The 20,858-nt window shown below is 72.6% G+C and carries 13 protein-coding genes; 6 read left to right on the top strand and 7 right to left on the bottom strand.

Annotated elements, in window-relative coordinates; translation table 11 throughout:
- Nucleotides 1–31: 31 nt before the first annotated feature.
- Together ACSMXW_RS27135 and ACSMXW_RS27140 are read right to left on the bottom strand one after the other, a co-directional pair.
- Entirely contained in the window at nt 32–3,481 is a 3,450-nt protein-coding gene (locus ACSMXW_RS27135; protein WP_485800070.1) for a substrate-binding domain-containing protein, read from the bottom strand.
- Between the two features lie 187 nt (nt 3,482–3,668).
- On the bottom strand, nt 3,669–4,637 hold the full coding sequence (locus ACSMXW_RS27140) for a pectate lyase family protein (protein ID WP_485800071.1): 969 nt from the start codon (nt 4,635–4,637) through the stop codon (nt 3,669–3,671).
- Between the two features lie 541 nt (nt 4,638–5,178).
- On the opposite strand from ACSMXW_RS27140, the gene cimA reads away from it, so the two are divergent.
- The 3 genes from cimA to ACSMXW_RS27155 all read left to right on the top strand — a co-directional run bounded on the left by cimA (nt 5,179) and on the right by ACSMXW_RS27155 (nt 11,362).
- Nucleotides 5,179–6,795 carry a citramalate synthase gene (gene cimA / locus ACSMXW_RS27145; RefSeq protein ID WP_485800072.1) on the top strand — a complete coding sequence of 539 codons (1,617 nt, stop codon included), beginning with the start codon at nt 5,179–5,181 and terminating at the stop codon, nt 6,793–6,795.
- Nucleotides 6,796–7,094: 299 nt separating this feature from the next.
- The gene (locus tag ACSMXW_RS27150; protein ID WP_485800073.1) at nt 7,095–9,581 is read left to right on the top strand and encodes a glycoside hydrolase family 3 N-terminal domain-containing protein; all 2,487 of its coding nucleotides are present in this window, start codon (nt 7,095–7,097) and stop codon (nt 9,579–9,581) included.
- A 488-nt stretch (nt 9,582–10,069) separates the two neighbouring features.
- On the top strand, nt 10,070–11,362 hold the full coding sequence (locus ACSMXW_RS27155; protein ID WP_485808343.1) for a hypothetical protein: 1,293 nt from the start codon (nt 10,070–10,072) through the stop codon (nt 11,360–11,362).
- 85 nt (nt 11,363–11,447) lie between these two features.
- Here ACSMXW_RS27155 and ACSMXW_RS27160 read toward each other — a convergent pair whose 3' ends face one another.
- Entirely contained in the window at nt 11,448–12,050 is a 603-nt protein-coding gene (locus ACSMXW_RS27160; RefSeq protein ID WP_485800074.1) for a YceI family protein, read from the bottom strand.
- A 392-nt stretch (nt 12,051–12,442) separates the two neighbouring features.
- Between ACSMXW_RS27160 and ACSMXW_RS27165 the strand changes: the two genes are divergently transcribed.
- From ACSMXW_RS27165 to ACSMXW_RS27175, 3 genes are all read left to right on the top strand, one after another.
- Nucleotides 12,443–12,967: a hypothetical protein gene (locus ACSMXW_RS27165; protein WP_485800076.1), complete on the top strand. Its 525-nt coding sequence runs from the start codon at nt 12,443–12,445 to the stop codon at nt 12,965–12,967.
- A gap of 178 nt (nt 12,968–13,145) precedes the next feature.
- Nucleotides 13,146–14,738 (top strand): acyl-CoA carboxylase subunit beta, encoded by a 1,593-nt coding sequence (locus ACSMXW_RS27170; RefSeq protein ID WP_485800077.1) that lies wholly within the window; start codon nt 13,146–13,148, stop codon nt 14,736–14,738.
- Between the two features lie 116 nt (nt 14,739–14,854).
- Nucleotides 14,855–15,034, top strand: a complete 180-nt coding sequence (locus ACSMXW_RS27175; protein WP_485808345.1) for an acyl-CoA carboxylase subunit epsilon — start codon at nt 14,855–14,857, stop codon at nt 15,032–15,034.
- Between the two features lie 484 nt (nt 15,035–15,518).
- Here ACSMXW_RS27175 and ACSMXW_RS27180 read toward each other — a convergent pair whose 3' ends face one another.
- The 4 genes from ACSMXW_RS27180 to ACSMXW_RS27195 form a co-directional block, all read right to left on the bottom strand.
- Nucleotides 15,519–16,100, bottom strand: a complete 582-nt coding sequence (locus ACSMXW_RS27180) for a GTP-binding protein (protein ID WP_485800079.1) — start codon at nt 16,098–16,100, stop codon at nt 15,519–15,521.
- Nucleotides 16,081–16,665, bottom strand: coding sequence for a DUF742 domain-containing protein (locus tag ACSMXW_RS27185; protein WP_485800080.1), 585 nt, complete (start codon nt 16,663–16,665; stop codon nt 16,081–16,083). The genes ACSMXW_RS27180 and ACSMXW_RS27185 overlap by 20 nt, the downstream gene beginning before the upstream one ends.
- Before the next feature lie 91 nt (nt 16,666–16,756).
- Nucleotides 16,757–17,170 carry a roadblock/LC7 domain-containing protein gene (locus ACSMXW_RS27190; protein ID WP_485800082.1) on the bottom strand — a complete coding sequence of 138 codons (414 nt, stop codon included), beginning with the start codon at nt 17,168–17,170 and terminating at the stop codon, nt 16,757–16,759.
- A 10-nt stretch (nt 17,171–17,180) separates the two neighbouring features.
- On the bottom strand, nt 17,181–20,642 hold the full coding sequence (locus ACSMXW_RS27195) for a nitrate- and nitrite sensing domain-containing protein (protein WP_485800084.1): 3,462 nt from the start codon (nt 20,640–20,642) through the stop codon (nt 17,181–17,183).
- Between the last annotated feature and the right edge of the window lie 216 nt (nt 20,643–20,858).

The raw sequence follows: 20,858 nt of genomic DNA on the forward strand, positions 1-20,858 counted from the left end.
CCGGCGTCCGTGATTGCGCCACCGGTGTCCGTCAAGGGGTACCGGGACCCGGGAGGACGGGGTCGCCCGACGCGGACGGCACCCCGTCGAGGGGCGCCCTGCTCGCGTCGCGGTACGCGTGCGGGGCGACCCCCGCCACCCGGTGGAACACGCGGCTGAAGTAGGCCCGGTCGCGGAACCCCACAGAGCGGGCCACCGTGCTCACGCTGTCGTCGCTGAGCGCAAGCCTCCGCTTGGCCCGCTCGATGCGCAGTCGGGTCAGGTACTCCCACAGGGTGATCCCCAGCTCCCGGTGGAAGAGCCGGCCGAGATGATCCTCGCTGAGGCCGGCCGCCTCGGCGACCTGACGGCGCGCGAACCGGTGCCGGTAGTGCTGCTCCAGGTACGCCACCGCATACCGGACGGGTGCGAAGGTGCGCTGGGTGGCCGCGTCCGTGCGCTCCAGGAGCTGCGCGATCAGCCGCGCCGTCTCGTCGTCGGTCAGCACCCCCCGGCCCAGCAGCACCACCTCCGGATGCCGCACCGCACGCCGGGCCTCGGCGCGGCTGAACCCGGTCGAGCTGAGCATCAGCACCGGCACCCCCGGCTGCCCCGCCGCCTGCCCGGTGGCCTCCCGAAGCCGCTCCACCAGCTCGAAGCCGTCCATGTCGGGCAGCGACTTGTCGACCACGAGCAGCGCCGGCGCCTCCTCCGCGAACAGCGCACAGGCGGAGGTGCCGTCCGCGGCCGCCCGCACCGTGCGCCCCGGCAGCACCCCGCCGACCAGCCGCCGCAGCCACTCCCGGGACGGCTCGGCGCCGTCCGCGATCAGCGCGGGCTCCGCGGGGCCGGCCGGCCGCAGCGCCCGCAGCGCCTCGTCCAGGCCCTCACCGGTGACCGGCCCGTAGAGCAGGAACGGCACGTGCCTGAGCGCCGGATGGCCGGCCAGCCGGTGCACCATGGCCCACTCCTCGGGCCTGACCAGGCAGGCGTCCCAGGCGACCGCGGCCGGTGGCTGCCCGACCAGGGCCGCCACCTCGTCGTCCGGGTGCAGCAGCCGCACCGGCAGGCCGTGCCGCCGGGCCAGCGCCGTGACCTCGGCGGGCGGTCCCGACGGCGCCGCGACCAGCAGCACCCGGCCGGGCGGCCCGGTACGCCCGGACGGGGTCGGCAGCGGCAGCTCAAGGCGGAACTCCGGCCCTCCGAGGGACCGGTGCAGGGTCACCGAGCCGCCGTGCAGCGCCGCGAGCCGCCGCGCCATGGCCAGGCCCAGCCGGCTGCCGGGCACCTGCGCGGCGAACGGCTGGAAGAGCCGCTCGTCGTCCTCGGCGAGCCCGGACGCCGCCAGCAGCTCCCGGTCGGCGCCGGTGACCCGCACCCGCAGGGTGGCGGGCCCGGCCTCCGCGGTCAGGGCCGTGTCGGGGCCGGCGGCCACGGTGAGCAGATTGACGACGATCTGCCGCAGCCGGACGGCGTCGGCCCCCAGCGCGGGCAGCCGCCGCGGCAGCGTCAGCCGCCAGCGGGCCCGGCCGGGCGCGGCGCCCGCCACCGCGGCGAAGGCGTCGGCGAGCACCGGGCGCGGATCGAGCAGCCGGCGGGTGAGGTCCAGCGTCTCGATACCGGACCGGGAGAGCACCAGCAGGTCGTCGACCAGACGCAGCAGCCGGTCGGCGTATCCGGCCGTGGCCGGGTCCCGGCCGCGGGTGAGCCGCCAGATCGCCTCCACCGGGGTGCGCAGCTCGTCCGCGGCGTTGCCCAGCAGGCTGGTCTTGAACTGGTTGGCCTGCTCGGCGGCGTCCCGGGCCCGCCGCACCTCGTCGAGGAGGCGAACGCCCTTCAGGGCCGCGCTGATCTGGTCGCCGAGCGCCCGGAAAAGCGCACCCTGCCGGGCCGCCGCCGCGGGCGGACCGGCGTCGAAGAGGGCGAAGCCCAGGCGCTCGCCGCCGGCCGACAGCGGTTCGAGGACGAGGGTGCCCCGCCGGTCCGCCGGCGGGCGGAGCGCCGCCGCGGTGGCCGTCACGGGCAGCAGGGTGCAGCCGGGCACGCCGAGGCCCGGCAGATGGCGGTCGAGCGCGGCGGAGATCTCCGCGGTGTCCGCGGCCGTGGTGAGCGCGGTGCCGAGCGCGCGCAGCCGCCGGGACTCCTGCTCCATGCCCCACCGCTCGTACTCCAGCAGCCGCTGCGCCTTGTCCGCGACCAGCAGCCTGGCCTGGCCGATCAGCCGCTCGGCACGCGCGCGTGCCGCGTCGTCGGGCAGCGCCGGCAACGTCTCGCCGCGCAGCCCCAGCAGGGCGCGGTCAAAGGCCGCGGGGGCCGGTAAGGACCGCAGCCCGCCGCTGACCCGCCGCTGAAGCAGGGTGAGGAAGGCCAGGCCGTCGGGGGTGTCGCCGCGGGCGTCGGCACGCAGCGCGGCGGCAAGGCCGGCGGTGGCCGGCAGCGGCGGGTGTGCGGTGCTCGCGTCGGTGTCCGGGCCGCCGTGCGGGGCAGCCGGCGTGTCGGGCGCGCCCTGGGCGACCAGCGGGGAGCGGCAGCCGCAGGAGCGGCGGACGACGAGCTGGCCCGGCACCACCCGGCGCTCCGGCGGCGCCGCCCCGCGCAGCCGGGCCAGCAGGGTGTCCACGGCCAGTGCGCCCAGCTCGCCGAACGGCAGCGCCACCGAGGTGAGCGGGGGGTCGCTGAGCCGGGCCTCGGTGGAGTCGTTGAAGCTGATCAGCGCCACGTCCTCGGGCACCCGCACGCCCCGCTCGGCGAGGGTGCGCAGCGCGTCCGCGGCCAGGACGTCACTGCACGCCACGACGGCGTCGAAGTCCCGCCCCGGCTTGAGGCCCCGTACGTCGAGCAGCACCCGCATCGCCGCGGCGCCGGCCCCGCCCGCGAAGTCCACGGACGCGGCCACCAGGGACCGGTCGTACGGTATGCGGTGGCGCGTCAGCGCATCGGTGTACGCCCGGAACCGGGTGACGGAGACCGGGTGGGCGAGCGGGCCGCGAATACAGGCGAGCCGGCTGCGGCCGTGCTCCTGGACCAGGTGGCCGACCGCGCCCCGCATGCCCGCGTAGGAGTCGAGCAGCAGGGTCTCGTGGTCGCCGAGGGCGCGGTTGAGGCTGATCACCGGCAGGTCCCCGAGCCGTTCGACGAGGCGGTCCGCGGTGCGCCGGGACGTCTCGTGGCCGCCGGGGTGCCGGGCGGCGGGCGCGGCGGGCAGGCCCAGCGTCGACGTCCAGCAGATCGCACCGTCCAGCGCCGCTGCGTCCACCAGGTCGTAGGCGGCGTTGCGGGGGGCGCGGCCGGGGCTGAGGGCGTCGCCGGGGAAGCAGATCACGTGCGCGTCGCCGCGCTCGGCCCCCTCCAGCACGCCCGTCCAGAGGCTGACCGCCACCCCCAGGTGGATGTTGGCCGTGACGAGACCGATGGTGGGGCGCCGCCGGCGCGCCCGCGGGACACCGTCCGGCCGCAGTGGCCGGACGCCCCAGGGGGAGAGCCCCGGTTCCTCTTCCGCCATCGCAGCATCCTCGTCGTCCGTGACAAGCGCCTGGCGTTCGGTGCGAGGACGATAGCGGCGGGGGAGGAGCGGGACAAGGGCGCGGTCGAGACAGCCGTGCGGGCCGGGACGAGGGCGCGGTCGCGGGACGCGGGTCGGGACAAGGGCGCGAGGGCCCTTGTCCCGGGGAGCGAGCGGGGGTCGTGGCTCAGACGTGGCCCACGCCCGAGCCGGCCATCACGATGCTCTTCACGTTCGCCGCGGGGTCGAGCCGGTAGGCGTACGACGGGGTGCTGACCGAGCCGCCGGTCTGGCCGGGGCCGGAGTTCACGAGCTGGTTGTTGCGCGCGACCAGCGAGCCGGGGCCGGAGTCGGCCTCGCCCAGGTGGTAGGGGTCCTCGACGTTCTCGAAGTAGTTGCCCTCGACGAGGACGCCGGCCTCCTCGGTGGACGCCACACCGTAACCGCTGTTGTTGTTGTAGTAGTTGTTGTACACGTGCACGGGGTTGCCGAAGCGGACCCGGGGGTTGCGCTGGGTGGTGGCGTCGAACCAGTTGTGGTGGTAGCTGACGTGCAGCTTGCCGCGGTCCTCCGAGCCGTTGTCGTCGCTGTGGCCGAGCAGCGCGTTCTTGTCCTGGTCGTGGAAGTGGTTCCAGGAGACCGTCACGTTGTCGGAGGCCCGCTTCACGTCGCAGGCGCCGTCGTAGGCGTCGGAGATGTCGTTGTGGTCGATCCAGACGCGCGTCGAGTACTGGACGTTGATCGCGTCGTCGTCCGACCCGGAGAACGTCAGGTTCTGGACGATCACGTTGCTGGCGTTGCTGATGTTGAGCCCGCCGCCGGTGATCCTGCCCTTGGTGCCCGAGCCGATGATGGTCTTGTCGGAGGTCACCTTCTCCATGTCGTCGAGCTGGATGGTGCCGGTCACCTGGATTTGCAGCGGTCCGCTGCTGGCGGCGGCGTCGATGAAGGCGTCGGCGGTCGACACGGTGACCGTGGGGCCGCCCGCACCGCCGGTGGTGCCGGCGCCGTAGCCCTCCGGGCTGCCGACCGCGAGGGTGCGCGGCGCCGGCTCGGCGGCCACGCCCTGCCACGCGGTGAGCCCGGCGACTGCGGCCACCGCGGTCGCAACGGCGAGGGTCCTGCTGATCCGGGACCGTGCGCTCGTCCTGCGCATGGGGATCTCCATCCGATGTCAGGGGTCTGGAAGAAGCCTGCCGAGCCGCGCGGTCCCCGGCGTGTCGTCGATGCTAGGGAGTTCGTCGTGGACGATGACGGTCCGCATGTGGACTATGGCGCGCCCTGTGCGGGCGTCCCGGCCCGCGCGGGGCGGGGGGCCGTGACATCGTGTGGCTCCGCCGCGTGGGCGCGGCGAGCTCCGACGGGACCGTCGGGTCCGGGGGCGCCCCCCATGCCGACCCGGGACCGGATGGTGAGACGGAGCCGCAGACGGGAGCCGGCATGTGGTTGACTGCCCCCGTGCCCTCGTACGCCACGATTATTGGCAGCAGGCGCGCCGGTCCGCAGTGATCGCTGCCCCGCGACAGACCTCGCGGCAGCGGCACCGTGCCCCAGACCCGCGCGCAGACCTCTCGCACCCGCGAGAGGTTTTTTCGTTTCCGCCACCCCACCCTGGAGGGAACGGGACGCACGCGACGATGGGGGCAGGTGGAGCCAGGATCCAGCCCAGGCCCCTCATCCGACAGGAGTCACACAGCATGAACAGCACCGGTCAGGCCACGGACGACAGGTTCGAGGCGCTCCACGTCTTCGACACCACGCTGCGTGACGGCGCGCAGCGCGAGGGCATCAACCTGACCGTCGCGGACAAGCTGGCCATCGCCCGGCACCTGGACGACTTCGGGGTGGGCTTCATCGAGGGCGGCTGGCCCGGCGCCAACCCCAGGGACACCGAGTTCTTCGCCCGCGCCCGCGAGGAGATCACCTTCCGGCACGCCCGCCTGGTGGCCTTCGGCGCCACCCGCCGCGCCGGGACCACCGCGGCGGCGGACCCGCAGGTCAAGGCGCTGCTGGAGTCCGGTGCCCCGGTGATCACACTGGTCGCCAAGGCGCACGACCGCCATGTCGAGCTGGCCCTGCGCACCACCCTGGAGGAGAACCTGGAGATGGTCCGCGACACCGTCTCCCACCTGTGCGCACAGGGCCGCCGGGTGTTCGTCGACTGCGAGCACTTCTTCGACGGCTACCGGGCCAACCCCGAGTACGCCACCTCCGTGGTCCGCACCGCCGCCGAGGCCGGCGCCGACGTGGTCGTGCTCTGCGACACCAACGGCGGCATGCTGCCCGCGCAGGTGCAGGCCACGGTCGCCGCCGTGCTCGCCGACACCGGCGCCAGGATCGGCATCCACGCCCAGGACGACTCGGGCTGCGCGGTCGCCAACACGCTGGCCGCGGTGGACGCCGGCGCCACCCATGTGCAGTGCACGGCCAACGGCTACGGGGAGCGGGTCGGCAACGCCAACCTCTTCCCGGTGGTCGCCGCGCTGGAACTGAAGCACGGCCGGCAGGTACTGCCCGAGGGCAGCCTGCGGGAGATGACGCGGGTCTCCCACGCCATCGCCGAGGTCGTCAACCTGGCGCCGTCCACTCACCAGCCCTATGTGGGTGTCTCCGCGTTCGCGCACAAGGCGGGCCTGCACGCCTCCGCGATCAAGGTCGACCCGGACCTCTACCAGCACATCGACCCGGAGCTGGTCGGCAACCGCCTGCGGATGCTGGTCTCCGACATGGCCGGACGGGCCTCGATCGAGCTGAAGGGCAAGGAACTGGGCATCGACCTCGGCGGCGACCGGGAGCTGGTCGGCCGGGTCGTCGAGCGGGTCAAGGAGCGCGAGCTCAAGGGCTACACGTACGAAGCGGCCGACGCCTCCTTCGAGCTGCTGCTCCGCGAGGAGGCCGAGGGCCGTCCGCTGCGTTACTTCCGCACCGAGTCCTGGCGCGCCATCGTCGAGGACCGCCCGGACGGCACCCACGCCAACGAGGCCACCGTCAAGCTCTGGGCGAAGGGCGAGCGGATCGTCGCCACCGCCGAGGGCAACGGCCCGGTGCACGCCCTCGACCGCACGCTGCGGGTCGCCCTGGAGCGGTTCTACCCCCAGCTCGCCAAGCTGGAGCTGGTCGACTACAAGGTGCGCATCCTGGAGGGCCGGCACGGCACCGAGTCCACCACCCGCGTCCTGATCGCCACCTCCGACGGCAGCGCCGAGTGGTCCACGGTCGGCGTCGGCGACAACGTCATCGCCGCATCCTGGCAGGCCCTGGAGGACGCCTACACCTACGGCCTGCTGCGCGCCGGGGTCGACCCCACGGAGTGAGCCCCTGACCGGTCGCGACGGAAGCCCCTGACCGGTCGCGACGGAACACCACCAGGTCAAGCCGTCCGACGACGGATCCCGGGGTCCCCGCCAAAGGTGTGGCCCCCGGCCTGAAATGGTGTCAGGTCTTGACGAATTCGGGACATGCCACTTTACTCACGCCGTGAAATAGGCCTGTCCGGTGGGTCTTCGAGGGTGCGAAGGTCGTCCGGGCAGGCCTCCGTCATGAGTGCGCGGCGGTGGCCGAAGGCCGCACGCCTTCGGCCGCGAGCTCCGCAAGTTCCCCTGAAGGGACAGCGATGCGCAAAAGAGCCCTGCTCGTCTCGGCCGGCCTGATCGCGGGCCTGCTGCCGTTCGCCTCGTCCGCCACCGCGGCCGGGGCAGCCGGCGCCGCGGCAGGCGTCGTCACCGACGCCGCGGTCTATCCCGTCGAGGGCGGCGGCACCGCACACGTCACCGTCACGCTCAGGACCACGGGCGGCGCCCCCGCCGCCCGGCCCGTCACCGTCGCGTATGCGACGAGCGGGGGCAGCGCCGCCCCGGACGAGGACTACACCCCGGTCTCCGGCACGGTCACCTTCCCGGCCGGCACCGCCTCAGGGGCCACCCGCACCGTCGCGGTGCACACCCGGGCGGCCCGGGGCGAGCGGACCGCGCGGACCATCCCGCTGAAGCTCGACGTCACCGGCGCCACCGCACCGCGGCAGCAGCCGAGGATCGTCGTCAACGCCCAGAACATGCCGTACCTCGACGCCCGGCTGCCCATCAAGGACCGCGTCTTCGACCTGCTCTCGCGGATGTCGCTCGCCGACAAGGTCGGCCAGATGACCCAGGCGGAGCGTGCCGCGATCAGGAACCCGGCGGACATCACCACCTACCGGCTCGGCTCACTGCTCTCCGGCGGCGGTTCCGTGCCCACCCCCAACACCCCCCAGGCCTGGGCCGACATGATCGACGGCTACCAGGAACGGGCCCTAGCCACCCCGCTGCAGATCCCCCTGATCTACGGCGTGGACGCGGTGCACGGCCACAACAACCTCGTCGGCGCCACCATCCAGCCGCACAACATCGGCCTCGGTGCCACCCGCGACCCGGCACTCGCCGAGAAGACCGGTGAGGTCACCGCGGCGGAGACCCGAGCCACCGGCGTCCCCTGGGACTTCGCGCCCTGCCTGTGCGTCAGCCGCGACGAACGCTGGGGCCGCTCCTACGAGTCGTTCGGCGAGGACCCGGCACTGGTCACGTCCATGGAGACCATCGTCCAGGGCCTCCAGGGCCCCGCGGACGGCTCCGGGCTCTCCCGCAACGACAAGGTGCTGGCGACCGCCAAGCACTACGTGGGCGACGGCGGCACCGTCTACGGCTCGTCCACCAACGGCTCGTACACCATCGATCAGGGCGTCACCAAGGTGACCAGGAAGCAGCTGGAGGACATCCACCTCCCGCCGTTCCGGGAGGCGGTGCGGCGCGGCGTCGGCTCGGTGATGCCGTCCTACTCGTCGATGCAGATCACCGACGAGGACGACACACCGGTCAGGATGCACGCCGACGGCGACCTGATCAACGGCACCCTCAAGGGCGACATGGGTTTCGACGGCTTCGTCATCAGCGACTACGCGGCCATCGACCAGATCTCGCCCGACTACCCGGCGGACGTGCGCATCTCCGTCAACGCGGGCGTCGACATGGTGATGGTCCCCAACAAGTACCAGGAGTTCCTCTCGGCGCTCACCGGCCAGGTGAACGCGGGCACCATCTCGCAGGCCCGCATCGACGACGCCGTCTCGCGCATCCTCACCGAGAAGTTCGAGCTGGGCCTGTTCGAGCACCCCTACGCGGACACCAGCGGCGCGGCCGACATCGGCTCCGCGGCGCACCGCGCGGTGGCCCGGCAGGCCGCGGCTCAGTCCCAGGTGCTGCTGAAGAACGGCACCGGCGGCCACCCGGTCCTGCCGCTGCGGAAGGACCAGAAGGTGTACGTGGCCGGGTCCAACGCCGACGACATCGGCAACCAGACCGGCGGCTGGACCGTCACCTGGCAGGGCTCCTCCGGCGCGATCACCAAGGGCACCACGATCCTCCAGGGCATGCGCCAGGCCGCGCCGAACGCCCGGATCGACTACTCCAAGGACGCCTCCGCGTCCACCGACGGCTACGACGTCGGCGTGGTCGTGGTCGGTGAGAAGCCGTACGCGGAGGGTGTAGGCGACGTCGGCAACGGACACGACCTGGAGCTCAGCGCCGCGGACAAGGCCGCCGTGGACAAGGTCTGCGGCGCCATGACGTGCGCGGTGCTGATCGTCTCCGGACGGCCGCAGCTCATCGGCGACCGGCTCGGCGAGATGGACGCCGTCGTGGCTTCCTGGCTGCCGGGCACCGAGGGTGAGGGCGTCGCCGACGTGCTCTACGGCACCCGGCCCTTCACCGGGCAGCTCCCGGTGACCTGGCCGAAGTCCCAGGACCAGCTGCCCATCAACGTCGGGGACGAGAGCTACGACCCGCAGTTCCCCTTCGGCTGGGGGCTGACCACCGGGGCGACCCCGGTGCGCGGTGGCGCCGTCGCCCTGAAGGCGCTGAAGGGGCTGGCGACCGCGGCGGAGCACGTGCACTCCGCGAAGGCGGGCCGCGCCCTGGTCGGCCAGGCGCGGCAGCTTGTCCAGCAGCGGGTCGGCGACCGTCTGACGGCCGCCGTGTCGGGTCCCTTCGCCGAGGCGGACCACCTGCTGCTGACCGGCCACTACGCCGCTGCGATCGGCGAGCTCACGCAGGCGTACCGGGCGATCTGAGCGGAGGCGCCCGTCAGGGCGCGGGGAACCACGCGCGCGACACCACCGGCCGTCCCCCACTGCCTCAAGGGCGTGACAGGTGCCCCCACCGAACGGGACGGATACGGCCCCTTCGGGACGGTAGCGGCGGTGCGGTGTCGTCGTGGCCGGTCGCGCAGTTCCCCGCGCCCCGGAGGGGCCGGGACCGGCGGTCCGCGCGCCGGGAGCAGGCCGGCGCTGAATGTCTGCCTTCGTCGTATTTCGGGTAGATTCAAATCATGAAGGCGCACATACCCAGGGCCGGCGGCCCGCCCGGTGTGTCCGGTGCGGTCGCCCGCTCTGCGGGGCGCCGCATCACGCCCCGCAGGGTGCTGCGGCTGCTGATCGTGTTCGTGGTGGCCGTGGTGGCGGCGCTCGCGCTGGCCGTGCCGAGCTTCTCCGGGGGCTCCGGAGGCTCAGGTGGCGGGGGCGCGACGACGACCGCCGCCACGAGCACGTCCACCACACAGATGGCCCAGGACATCGCCCGCGCCTCCGCCCAGGCCCCCACCCAAGCCGATGTGTCCCGGATCGCGGACGCCCTCCGCGACGGCCCGGTGTACGTGCACCCGGCAGCGGCCTCCCAACTCTCCCGCGCGGACGCCGACGCACTCTCCGACAAGATCAAGAAGGCCGACAAGCCGGTCTTCATCGCCGTGCTGCCGGCCGGCTTCCCCACCCAGGACCTCTTCCGCGACCTGCGCACCGAGACCGGCATCACCGGCGTCTACGGCATCCGCCTCGGCAACGCCTTCGACGCCCGCGCCGACTCCTCCGTGCTCTCCGGGCGTGCGGTGGACAACCTGGTCGCCTCGGTGCAGGGCCAGAGCGCCACGACCCAGCTCAACTCCTTCGCCGACCAGGCCATCCGGGGCGCGCACGGCTCCGCCCCGTCCTCCTGGGACGGCGACGGCGGCGTGCCCTCCGCGGCCCTGATCGGCGTGGGCGCCGTGATCGTGCTGGGCGGCGCCGCGGCGTACACGGTGACCCGGACGAACCGCCGCAGGCACATCCAGGAGCAGCGCGCGGCCCTGGAGCGGCTGCGCGTCGTCGTGGACGAGGACATCACCGCCTTCGGCGAGGAACTGGACCGGCTCGACTTCAGCCCGCGCGAGCCCGGCGCGGACGACGCCATGCGCGGCGACTACGAGCACGGCCTCGACGCCTACGAACGGGCGAAGGCCCGGATGGCCGCCGCGCAGCGCCCGGAGGACGTCAAGGGCGTCACCGAGGCACTGGAGGACGGCCGGTTCTCGCTGGCCGCACTCGCCGCACGCAGGGCCGGCCGACCGCTGCCCGAGCGCCGTCCGCCGTGCTTCTTCGATCCGCGGCACGGCCCGTCGGTGGCCGACGTCCGCTGGGCGCCGCCCGGCGGCACGGAGCGCGATGTGCCGGTCTGCGAAGCCGACGCCACCCGGCTGCGGGAGGGCGAGGAGCCGATGGCCAGGACCGTCGAGACGGCCTACGGCCGCCGCCCGTACTGGGAGGCGGGACCCGCGTACGGGCCCTGGGCGGGCGGCTACTTCGGCGGCGGGCTGCTGCCCGGCCTGCTCATCGGCACCCTGCTGGGCAACATGATGGCCAGCCCCGGCTACGCCGCGGACTACGGCGGCGGCTACGGCGACTTCGGCGGCCCCGGGGACGGCTCCGGCGGGGACTACTCCGGCGGCGACTTCGACCAGGGCGACTTCGGCGGCGGGTTCGGCGGCGGTGACGGCGGCGGGTTCGGCGGCGGGGACTTCGGCGGCGGGGGCGGCTTCTAACGCGCCCCGGCCCCGGCCGATGGCGGTGCGGCCGCCCCCCGTCCCCGCGCCTTGGCCCGGGCGCCGGGGGCGCCGGAAGCGGCGATCAACCCTTGTTCTTGATCGCCGAGATGTCGAAGTTCAGCTTGATCCGGTCGGAGATCAGCACCCCGCCCGTCTCCAGCGCCGCGTTCCACGTCAACCCGTACTCGGAGCGCAGCAGCTGCGCCGTCCCCTCGAAGCCGACCCGCTCGTTGCCGAACGGGTCCTTGGCGAAGCCGTTGAACTCCAGGTCGATGGTGATCGGCCTGGTGGTGCCGAGGATCGAGAGGTCACCGGTGATCCGGTAGGAGTCGCCGCCCACCGCCTCGGCCGACGTCGAGCGGAACGTCATCTTCGGGTGCGTCTCGGTGTCGAAGAAGTCCGCGCTGCGCAGGTGGGCGTCACGGTCGGTGGAGCCGGTGTCGATGCTGTCCATCGTGATGTCCAGGGACGCGGTGGAGGCCGCCGGGTTCGCGGCGTCCAGGTGCAGGGTGCCCTCGAAGTCCAGGAAGCCGCCCTTGACGTTGGTGACCATGGCGTGCCGGGCGACGAAGCCGATCGTGGTGTGCGAGGGGTCGATGGTGTAGTCGCCGGAGAGCGCCGCGTCCGGACCCGCCTGCGCGACCGCCGCGTCCGCCGTGTCGTTGCCCCGTCCGAAAATGCCCATGACTGCACTCCTCTGCCTGAGGCGGCGGTCCGGATGCAGCATGGGCACCGGGCCGCCCGCTTGATGTTGAAGATTAAACGAGTGATGACTGTAGAGGTATTCCGTTCAGGGTTCAACATCAAGTGCGCATGTCGGCCGACGGCTTTCCGGCATCTTGTTCCGGCCGCCTCCGGGCGGCTGCCCGGCCGGTTTCCGGCACCTTGCCCGAACCTCTGGCGGACGCGCGTAGAACCGGGCACCATCTCCTTGCTCCACCTGCACGGCCATGCCGACTGCCCCCGCGCGCCGGACGTTTCCCACCTCAGGGCCCGTGCGCCGCCGAGGGCAGGCGACCATTCACGACCGCGTGCGGCCCCGGCCGTATGCGGTCCTCAGCAGGGAGGAACCCCGTGATGAAGAAGAGAACGCTGCGTGTGCTGCTCAGTGCACTGGCGCTGCTCGTCGGCGCCCTGATCGCGCCCGGCGTCGGCGTCCTCACCGGTACGACGGACGCCTCCGCCCAGGCGGCCGTCACCAAGCTCACCCATGCCCAGGCCACCGCTATGTTCCGCAGTGCCGGCATCACCTGGTCGTCGTCCGGCGGCTGCTCCGACCGGAACAACCCGACCTGTACCTCGTTCGAGGGCCTCAACCAGGCCACCGCCCAGGGCGCCGTGACCCTGAAGGGCGCGATAGGGTGCGCGCTCAACATCACCGGAGGCACCGAAACCGGCCATGCGAGCGGCACCTACTCGCACTGGAACGGCTACAAGCTCGACTACGGCAAGAGCACCTGCCTCACCAACTACATCAAGAGCGCCTTCACCTACATCGGCCTGCGCGGCGACGGCTACCCGCAGTGGGAGGCCGCCTCGGGGAACCTCTACGCGGACGAGGGCAACCACTGGGACGCCACCTACTACTCCTGCGGCTGCTAGGTCCGTACCAAGGGAGCGTGGGGGTCCGATTGTGCGACCCCCACAAGCGGAACGGGCCCTCAGCAGTCGGGAGGGCCCTCCTCCGAAAGGGTTCTGTTCGGGCCTACCAGGAAAACGGGCCGGAGACTGTACGGAGTCGACGGCCCGTTTTTGCGGTCCGACTTCGTATGGTCGCTACATGACCGTTATGGACGAGACCGCCACCCCGGGGGGCGAGCCCACGGACGCGCGCGGGCGAGTGGCGGAACTGCAGGCGATCCGGGCGGAGGCCCTGCGGGGCCCGAGCGACAAGGCTACGGAGGCACAGCACGCCAAGGGCAAGCTGACCGCCCGCGAGCGGATCGAGCTGCTGCTCGACCCCGGCTCGTTCCATGAGGTCGAGCAGCTGCGCAGGCACCGGGCGACAGGTTTCGGCCTGGAGGCAAAGAAGCCCTACACGGACGGCGTGATCACCGGCTGGGGCACGGTCGAGGGCCGCACGGTCTTCGTCTACGCCCACGACTTCCGGATCTTCGGCGGCGCCCTCGGCGAGGCCCACGCCACCAAGATCCACAAGATCATGGACATGGCCATCGCGGCCGGCGCGCCGCTGGTGTCCCTCAACGACGGCGCGGGCGCCCGGATCCAGGAGGGCGTCAGCGCGCTCGCGGGCTACGGCGGCATCTTCCAGCGGAACACCAAGGCGTCCGGTGTCATCCCGCAGATCAGCGTGATGCTCGGCCCCTGCGCGGGCGGCGCGGCCTACAGCCCCGCACTGACCGACTTCGTCTTCATGGTCCGCGACACCTCGCAGATGTTCATCACCGGCCCCGACGTGGTCAAGGCGGTCACCGGCGAGGAGATCACCCAGAACGGCCTCGGCGGCGCGGACGTGCACGCCGAGACCTCGGGCGTCGCCCACTTCGCGTACGACGACGAGGAGACCTGCCTCGCCGAGGTGCGCTACCTGCTCTCCCTGCTGCCCCAGAACAACCGCGAGAACCCGCCGGCCGTCGAGTGCCAGGACCCCGCCGACCGGCGCAGCGACGTCCTGCTCGACCTGGTGCCCGCCGACGGCAACCGCCCCTACGACATGACCAAGGTCATCGAGGAACTGGTCGACGACGGCGAGTACCTGGAGGTCCACGAGCGCTGGGCGCGCAACATCATCTGCGCCCTGGCCCGGCTCGACGGCCAGGTGGTGGGCATCATCGCCAACCAGCCCCAGGTGCTCGCCGGGGTGCTGGACATCGAGGCCTCGGAAAAAGCTGCGCGCTTTGTCCAGATGTGCGACGCTTTCAATATCCCGATCGTCACCTTGCTCGACGTGCCCGGCTTCCTGCCGGGCGTCGACCAGGAGCACGGCGGGATCATCCGGCACGGCGCCAAGCTGCTGTACGCGTACTGCAACGCCACCGTGCCCAGGATCTCGCTGATCCTTCGCAAGGCGTACGGAGGTGCCTACATCGTCATGGACAGTCAGTCCATCGGTGCGGACCTGACCTACGCCTGGCCGACCAACGAGATCGCGGTCATGGGCGCGGAGGGCGCCGCCAACGTCATCTTCCGGCGCCAGATCGCGTCGGCCGCCGACCCCGACGCCATGCGGGCCCGCATGGTCAAGGAGTACAAGGCCGAGCTGATGCACCCCTACTACGCCGCGGAGCGCGGCCTCGTCGACGACGTCATCGACCCGGCGGGGACCCGTGAGGTGCTCATCGGCTCCCTCGCCATGCTCCGCACCAAGCACGCCGACCTGCCCTCGCGCAAGCACGGCAACCCCCCGCAGTGACCCTGCGGACCTCTCGCCCACGGAGACGCCCCATGTCCATCACCACCACCGACCGCACCAGCGGTCCCGCCGAGCCCCCGGCCGGCGAGCCCGTCACCGCCGCGCCCGCCGGCGACGTGCTGCGCGTGGAGCGCGGCCAGGCCGGTCCCGAGGAACTGGCCGCCATCACCGCCGTCCTGCTCGCCAGGGCGGGCGCAGCCGCCCAGTCCGCCCCCGCCGAGCGCGTCCGCCCCAGGGCCGGCTGGCGCCGCCTGGAGCGGGAGTCCGGCTTCCGGCCGCCGCACAGCTGGCGCTGAGGCCGTCGGCCTCACCCGGCCGGGCGTCGCTCTCCCGAGCGGCGCCCGGCCTTGTGCATGCCCCTGACCCCTGCCGGGTCTTCGCTGCCGGGTCCTGGCGCGCTGCCGGCCGGCCTCGCCCCCTGCCGGGCCCTGTCCGGCCCCGGACAGGGCCGTCCGGTCCCCATGGGCCTCGGGGGCTTCTGATGGATCTCCGTGGCGTCGCGACGCCCGGCACGTACTCTCGCCGCACCGGGCACAAGCCCACGTACGCCCAGTACGAGGACGTGCACCCGGCACTCCCCCAAGCTCTTCGAGCAGGGGGCACCCCCAGAGCACGCACTGGGGGCACCTCCCACGCCTTTGAGGCAGTGGGGGAGCCGCTCCTTCTCCCACGGAGATCCATCAGAAGCCCCCTAGGCGGGCCTGTGCGGCCGGTACGACGACGAACGGCCCCGGTCCACCGGACCGGGGCCGTTCGCGTGTCCTGCGGATTTCGTGTCCGCTACCGCAGCCGGGCCATCAGCGCGTGCTCCACCAGGGTGATGAGGGTGGACTTGGCGTCGGCGCGGTGGCGGGCGTCGGTGGTGATGATGGGGGTGTCGGGGCCGATCTGGAGGGCCTCGCGCACCTCGTCCGGGTTGTAGGGCTGCTGGCCGTCGAAGCCGTTGAGGGCGATGACGAAGGGCAGTCCGGAGTTCTCGAAGTAGTCGACGGCGGGGAAGCAGTCGGCGAGCCTGCGGGTGTCGACGAGGACGACGGCGCCGATGGCGCCGCGTACGAGGTCGTCCCACATGAACCAGAACCGGTCCTGGCCGGGGGTGCCGAACAGGTAGAGGATCAGGTCCTGGTCCAGGGTGATGCGGCCGAAGTCCATGGCCACGGTCGTGGTGGTCTTGTCCCCGGTGTGTGTCAGGTCGTCGATGCCTGCCGAGGCCGACGTCATGACGGCCTCGGTGCGCAGCGGGTTGATCTCCGAGACCGCGCCGACGAACGTGGTCTTGCCCACGCCAAAACCTCCGGCCACCACGATCTTCGCGGAGGTGGTCGACCGGGCGGTTCCGCCGCTAGAGCTTCCGAAGTCCACTGAGCACCCTTTCGAGCAGTGTCACATCAGGCTGGCCGCCGGCGCTCTCGTCGCCGCCGGGCTGGTGGATGGCCACAAGACCGGCCTCCGCCAGGTCGGCGACGAGGATACGGGCCACGCCAAGAGGAATGGTGAGAAGCGCCGAGATCTCAGCCACCGACTTGATCTCCTGGCACAGATCGCAGATCCGCTGGTGCTCGGGCAACTGCCCCTGCACCTGCTGCGGCGTGGCGCTGGTGGACACCAGCGCCTCGATGGCGAGCTGATACCGCGGCCTGGTCCGGCCGCCCGTCATCGTATACGGCCGTACCAGAGGATGATCACCCGAGGCCCCGGCGGGCGCGGGCTCCGGTTCGTCGGGGCGCCGCAGAGGTTCGACGGTCGTGATGCGGGGGCGCGGCTGCTCATAGGGAACCGGCGGGGGCGGGCCCTGGTGGATCCGAGGGTGCTGTGGCGCGTACGCACCACCGGGCGCGGCGGGCAGGCCGTAAGGGTTCAGCATGCCGTCGTCATGGCCCTCCGCCGGCCCATAGGGCCAGCCGGAACCATCCGGGGGTGTTGCCACGATGTCCTCCTCCGCCTTTCGGCCCAACTCACCGGGGAAGCGTGTCCGAAACCTTACGGCCACGAGTCGCCACGTCGCATCGTCCGGTGGGTCAGTTGAGAAGGCTCCCTTGTAGCTCTGCGCGCAGGTCCGGAGTGAGAACCGTACCCGCGCGGTCGACGAGAAGTGCCATCTCGTACCCGATGAGACCGATGTCCGCTTCAGGGTGTGCAAGTACCGCGAGCGAAGACCCGTCGGAGATGGACATTATGAAGAGGAATCCACGCTCCATCTCCACAACTGTCTGGTTAACCATGCCGCCCTCGAAGATGCGGGAGGCCCCCGCCGTCAGGGATGTCAGGCCGGAGGCGACGGCCGCCAACTGGTCTGCGCGGTCACGGGGGAAGCCTTCGGACATCGCCAGAAGGAGGCCGTCGGCGGAGACCACCACGGTGTGGGACACCCCGGGGGTGGTCTCCACGAAATGGGTGATCAACCAGTTCAGGTTCTGTGCCGCCTGGCTCATCGGGCTCACACTAACGCTCCTGGTTGTAGGTGCTTTCATGGCCGCGGTGACCGCTGTGCGGATCCGCCGTGGCCGGACCGTTGCTGTTACTGCCTTCGGTGCGCCCCCGCCGCACGCCTCGGGCGAGCCTGCTCAGCCTGCCCCGGACGTCCTCGGGAGCGCGGGAGACCTGGGGGCCGCCCTGCGGGGTCTGCTCGGCGGCCCCTTCGACCAGGTTGGCCCTGGGCACCCGGCGCGGCAGGCCGGATGAGGTCACCCCGCCGGCCCGGGGCGCACGGAGCGCCTCGGCGCGCTGCCACCGCTGGTCGTTGGCAGAACGCCATCCGTTCTCCCCGGGCTGCTGCGCGGGCCGGTCGCCGTCGGGCGCCTCCTGGTCCGTGTGCGGCCGCCCGCCGGGGTCCTGGCGGTCATCCGGCCGCTGCCGGGTGGCAGACGCCCCCTCGCCCGCTGCGCCGCCCGCGGCGGAGCCACGGCGGGGCAGGCCCGCGTCGGTCAGCTCGTGAGACGTGCTCGGAACCGGACCCGACCGGTCGAAGCCTACGCGGTCACGGCCATCCGCGTCAGCGTCGGCAGAAGATTCCGGTTGAGGCTGCGGCGTGGTCGGGTGGGCCGCCTGGAAGCTGCCCTGGTGTACCCACTCCCCCTGGTGGGGGCCGCCGTCATGGCCCCCGGTCAGGTCCTGCCCGAGGGCTGCCCGGTCCTGGCCCGCCGCCTCCGCATAGGTGCCGTCCAAGGGGCCGCCCGGGGCCGCCGGGGACTCGGCGCCGAGCGGGCCTCCGGCGCCGTCGTACCCGCCCTGGAACGCCCCGTCGTACCCGCCCGCCGACTGACCGCCGTAGCCCCCGGCACCGCCGTCCTGCACGCCGTACGACTCGTTCTGCGCGCCGTACGCCGCGCCCTGACCGCCGTTCTGCGCGCCGTACGCACCGTTGCCGTACGCCTCCGGGCCGGTGCCCGTGCCGTACGCGGCCTGTCCGGCATCCGTGCCGTACGCGGCCTGTCCCGCGTCCGTGCCGTACGCCTCCTGGGCTGACCCGGTGCCGTACGTGTCCTGGCCGGCACCCGTGCCGTACGACTGCTGCGCGGTCCCGGAATCGGCCCCGTACGCCTCCGGACCGTTGCCGGCCCCGGCGCCGTGCGGCTGTTCCGCGTCCTGCGGACGGCCCCCGGGCGGTGTCCCCAGCGCGGCCTGCCGTTCGCCGCGCAGCAGGGAGCGTGCGACCGGGTCCAGGCCCCGGGCCGGGGTGGCGGTGTCGGAGTAGCGGCTGTCGTCGAAGCCGAGCTCGGCCGCGGTGTGCACGGGCTCCGCGGGGTAGGCCTGCTGCTCGGGGATGATCGAGGAGACCGTGAACTCGGCCTCGTCCTGCTGGGGTTCGCCGCCACCGCCGTGCGTGATGGCGTCGGGCAGCATCACCAGCGCGGTCGTCCCGGCGTGCTCGGCGGAGGGCCTCAGCTGGACGCGGATGCCGTGCCGTTCGGCCAGCCTGCCGACCACGAACAGCCCCATGCGCTGGGAGACCGCGGCGTCCACGGCCGGCGGCTTGGCGAGCCTGTGGTTGATGTCCGCGAAGTCCTGCGCGGCGAGGCCGATGCCCTGGTCGTGGATCTCGATCATGACCCGGCCGTCCGGCAGCCGGGTCGCGGTCACCCGCACCCTGGTCTCCGGCGAGGAGAACACGGTGGCGTTCTCCAGCAGCTCGGCCAGCAGGTGCACCAGGTCGGTCACGGCAAGGCCGTGGATCTCCGCCTCGGGGACGCCCACCAGCTCGATGCGGTGGTACTGCTCCACCTCGGAGGAGGCCGCGCGCAGCACGTCCACCAGCGGCACCGGCTGGTCCCAGCGGCGGCCCGGCTCCTTGCCGGAGAGCACCAGGAGGTTCTCGCCGTTCCGGCGCATCCGGGTCGCTAGGTGGTCAAGACGGAAGAGGCTGGCCAGCTGGTCCGGGTCGGTCTCGCGGTTCTCCAGGTGGGAGATCAGGGCGAGTTGGCCCTCGATCAGGGACTCGTTGCGGCGGGAGAGGTTGGCGAAGATCGCATTCACGTTCCCGCGCAGCATGGCCTGCTCGGCGGCGAGCCGGACGGCCTCCCGGTGCACCTGGTCGAAGGCGCGCGCCACCTCGCCGATCTCGTCGGTGGAGGAGATCGGCAGCGGCTGCACCCGGGTGTCGACCCGGCCCGGCGCGGTGCGCGAGAGCTGGTCGACCAGCATGGGCAGGCGCTGCTCCGCGATCGTGAACGCGGCGGACCTCAGGCGGCGCATGCTCCGGCTCATCTGGCCGGCCATCATGCCGGCCAGCACGACCGCCGCGAGCAGTGCCACCAGCACCACGGCGCCGGTGACGAACGTGGAGCGCTTGGCGTCGTTCGCGATGCCCGCGGCCTCGTTCACGGCCTTGTCGGCGAGGTCCGACTCGATCGTGCGGTACGCGTCGAACCGTGCGGTGTTCGTGTCCCACCAGTTGGCCTCGGTGATGCCGTGCCCGGCGAGTGCCTGGCGGTCGCTCTTCGCGGTGCCGGGCAGTGCGGCGAGGGCGCCGACCATGGCGTCCGTGGCGGGCGGCGGCACATAGCGCTCACCCTTCGCCTTGGCGGCGGCGGCCTTGGCCCGGGCCGCCTTGGCGCCGTCCTCCTTGAGCTTCGCGGTGGCCCGGTCGAGTACCGCCTCGTCCTCCTCGGTGCCGCCCGAGCGGTACTCCTCGGTGGCGATGCCCTCCAGGTAGGCGTAGGAGCTGAGCGCCACCCGCTGCCTGTTCAGGTCCGCGGCCGTCGGTCCCGGCCTGACCAGCAGGTGCATGCCGATGGAGCGCTGCAGGGACACGGCCGCCTTGGCCAGCGAGATGGCGTAGACGGTGCGGCCGTAGCTGGTGATGTTGCCGGTGCCGAGGCCCAGTTCGTTGGCGAACTCCATCAGCGGGTGCTGGATGGCGACATAGCCCTCTTCCGTCTGCACGCCGCCGAGCCGGCCGGTGTACGCGCTCGCGCGGAGCCCCGCCAGACCGGGCTCGGCCTTGCGGAAGTCGGCCAGCCGGCGCTCCAGGCTCGCCGTGCGGGGCATGTCCTTCGCGGCGGCGTCGAAGGCCTTGGCGGCCTGGTCGGTGGCCGCGCGGGCGCTCGCGACCGCCGGGTCCTTGCGGTCGCCGCGCAGCAGCGGTGCCGCGGAGACGTCCCGCTCCTCGATGAGCCGCTGGCCGTAGGTGAGCGCGGCCTGCACCAGGCGGGCCGTGTGCTCGGCGTCCTCCGCCTCGCGCCAGGTGTCGATCGAGCCCTTCACCTGGAAGCCGCCCATCACCAGGCCGACCACCACCGGAATCAGCAGGATCGCGTACAGCCTGGTCGGCACCCGCCAGTTGCGGGGCGAGAACCGGCTGCCCGCGGGCGGCAGGGGGGTGGGCCCCGCATCGCTCGCGGAGGGCTCCGCCGTGCGCGGTGGCGGGGTGAAATTGCCCCGCGACGACGGCGCAGGACCGTTCATGCTTCGGCTCACTCGACCAACAACCTCTCGGCATCGGCACCGACCGCGTGCCGCTGTCTCCGCCCGGCCCTTGTACAGCAGGGCAGTTCTCGGCATTCCAGCACGTCAGGCGGTGCTCCTCCAAACAGCGGGGGGCGAAAGCCCGCCGCTGCGGGAGCCGCTGATAAAAGGGGCATAAATAACAAGCCCCGCCAAATGGCGAGGCTCATGTCAGCG

It is taken from the genome of Streptomyces sp. DSM 116793, assembly GCF_057320905.1.